Source organism: Mesorhizobium sp. M7A.F.Ca.CA.004.12.1.1, assembly GCF_003997835.1.
Classification (GTDB): Bacteria; Pseudomonadota; Alphaproteobacteria; order Rhizobiales; family Rhizobiaceae; genus Mesorhizobium.
In genome coordinates this window covers 1,346-2,201 of record NZ_RZRK01000937.1, presented here as the reverse complement: position 1 = coordinate 2,201, position 856 = coordinate 1,346, and the positions used below count along the sequence as shown (strand labels likewise).

1 protein-coding gene is annotated in these 856 nt (G+C 69.4%); it reads left to right on the top strand.

The annotated features are described in order from the left end of the window. Positions 1-856 (top strand): BatA domain-containing protein (locus EN984_RS39090; RefSeq protein ID WP_245480163.1); only part of this gene is annotated, 856 nt, incomplete at both ends.

The following is an 856-nucleotide window of genomic DNA, read 5'->3' as shown; positions in this document are numbered from 1 at the left end:
CCCCATGGTGCTGTGGGGCCTGCTGGCACTGCCGGTGATCTGGTGGCTGCTCAGGCTGACGCCGCCCAAGCCGCAGACCGAAATCTTCCCGCCGCTGAAGATCCTGGCCCGCGTGCTGAAGCGCGAGGAGACGCCGCAGCAGAGCCCGTGGTGGCTGACACTGCTCAGGCTCTTGATGGCGGCCCTCATCGTCGCGGCATTGGCCGACCCGGTCTTCAACCCGCGCGAAAAGCTGCCGGCCGAGGGAGCCGCCCTTGCCCTGGTCATCGACAATGACTGGGCAAGTGCCGCAGACTGGGGCAAACGCGTCGCCACCGCCGAGCGGCTGATCAACGATGCCGGCTCCAACGGCGTGCCGGTCGTCATCGCCTTCACTGCCGAAAAGGCCAATGCCGAGATCGGCCCGTTCGATGCCGCCACCGCGCTTGACCGGCTGCGCGCCGCCAAGCCGCGGCCGATCCCGACCGACCGGCCCGCCGTCTATGCCCGCGTCGCCGGCGTGCTGGAGACCTTGCCCGGGGCCAGTGTCGCCGTGCTTGCCGACGGCCTGGCGGCAAAAGGCGATGAGGCCGCCTTCAACACGCTTTTGTCGAAAAATGCCGCGCGTGTCGTCTGGGCAACCGCGGACAGGCTGTCGCTGACCGGCCTGACCGCCGCCGACAACCAGGTCGACGGCTTTGCACTGACCGCCATCCGCGCGCCGGGCGACCCTGCCCCGGCGCAGGTCACCGCCGGCGCCTTCGATGACAAGGGCCGCCGCATCGCCGATGCGACGCTGACCTTTTCGCCTGGCGAAACCACCGCCACCGGCACCATGGCGGTGCCGTTCGAGCTGCGCAACGACTTCGCTTCCATC